This is a genomic window from Pseudoalteromonas sp. SG41-5 (assembly GCF_014164495.1).
GTDB lineage: Bacteria > Pseudomonadota > Gammaproteobacteria > Enterobacterales > Alteromonadaceae > Pseudoalteromonas > Pseudoalteromonas rhizosphaerae.
In genome coordinates this window covers 1-309 of record NZ_JACJFH010000314.1, presented here as the reverse complement: position 1 = coordinate 309, position 309 = coordinate 1, and the positions used below count along the sequence as shown (strand labels likewise).

1 protein-coding gene is annotated in these 309 nt (G+C 36.9%); it reads left to right on the top strand.

The window, feature by feature from the left end:
* Window positions 1–13: 13 nt before the first annotated feature.
* Window positions 14–309, top strand: a 296-nt coding sequence (locus H5232_RS23800) for a carbohydrate-binding protein (protein ID WP_404936418.1), incomplete at its 3' end; no start/stop codon positions are given.

Genomic DNA, 309 nt, shown 5'->3' with positions numbered 1-309 from the left:
AAAGGAATTTGCAATGACTAAACTCATCATTATTGCTTGGTTACTTTTTTGTTCATATGCTTACGCGACAAATATTTTTAAGCTTAACTCACAATCTAAAAATACAGATTTAGCCGATATTCAACCAAACCACCCACAATGGAATGCCAGCTCAATTTATGTAGCCGGTGATGTTGTGACTCACAACAACAGCTTATTTATTGCCGCTTTTTGGGTTAAAGGCATTGAACCGATAGAAAACCAACCCCATTGGGATGGTTGGATTTGGCTGCAAAATACTGTGATAGAAAAATGGCAAGCAAACAAAGT